The following is a 288-nucleotide window of genomic DNA, read 5'->3' as shown; positions in this document are numbered from 1 at the left end:
TATAATCTCCAAATTTCCATAATTCTAAGGTATCAAGATGTGCGATTTCCCAAGGTTTTTTCCCGAATAAATTTAGCTTATTTGGAATACTTACTTGATTGATAATCATTCTACGAGCTATAAATGGAAAGTCAAATTCTTTGGCATTATGACCACAAAGAATATTTTGAGAACCATCAAAATGATTGGCTAAAAGATTATTAAAATCTAATAAAATCTTTTTCTCTTCACCAAAAAAAGAGGTTACTCTAAAATTTCGAATATCGCCTTTGGTAACAAAATAACCAA

The 288-nt window shown here is 28.8% G+C and carries 1 protein-coding gene; it reads right to left on the bottom strand.

Going from position 1 to position 288, the window contains the following annotated elements; translation table 11 throughout:
* Nucleotides 1–288: 3'-5' exonuclease (locus tag DIU01_RS13205; protein WP_290835194.1), on the bottom strand; the 288-nt coding region annotated here is incomplete at both ends.

This window comes from Flavobacterium sp., assembly GCF_003525665.1.
Classification (GTDB): Bacteria; Bacteroidota; Bacteroidia; order Flavobacteriales; family Flavobacteriaceae; genus Flavobacterium.
The sequence above is the reverse complement of the archived record's forward strand: the minus strand, read 5'-3'. Positions and strand labels throughout refer to the sequence as shown.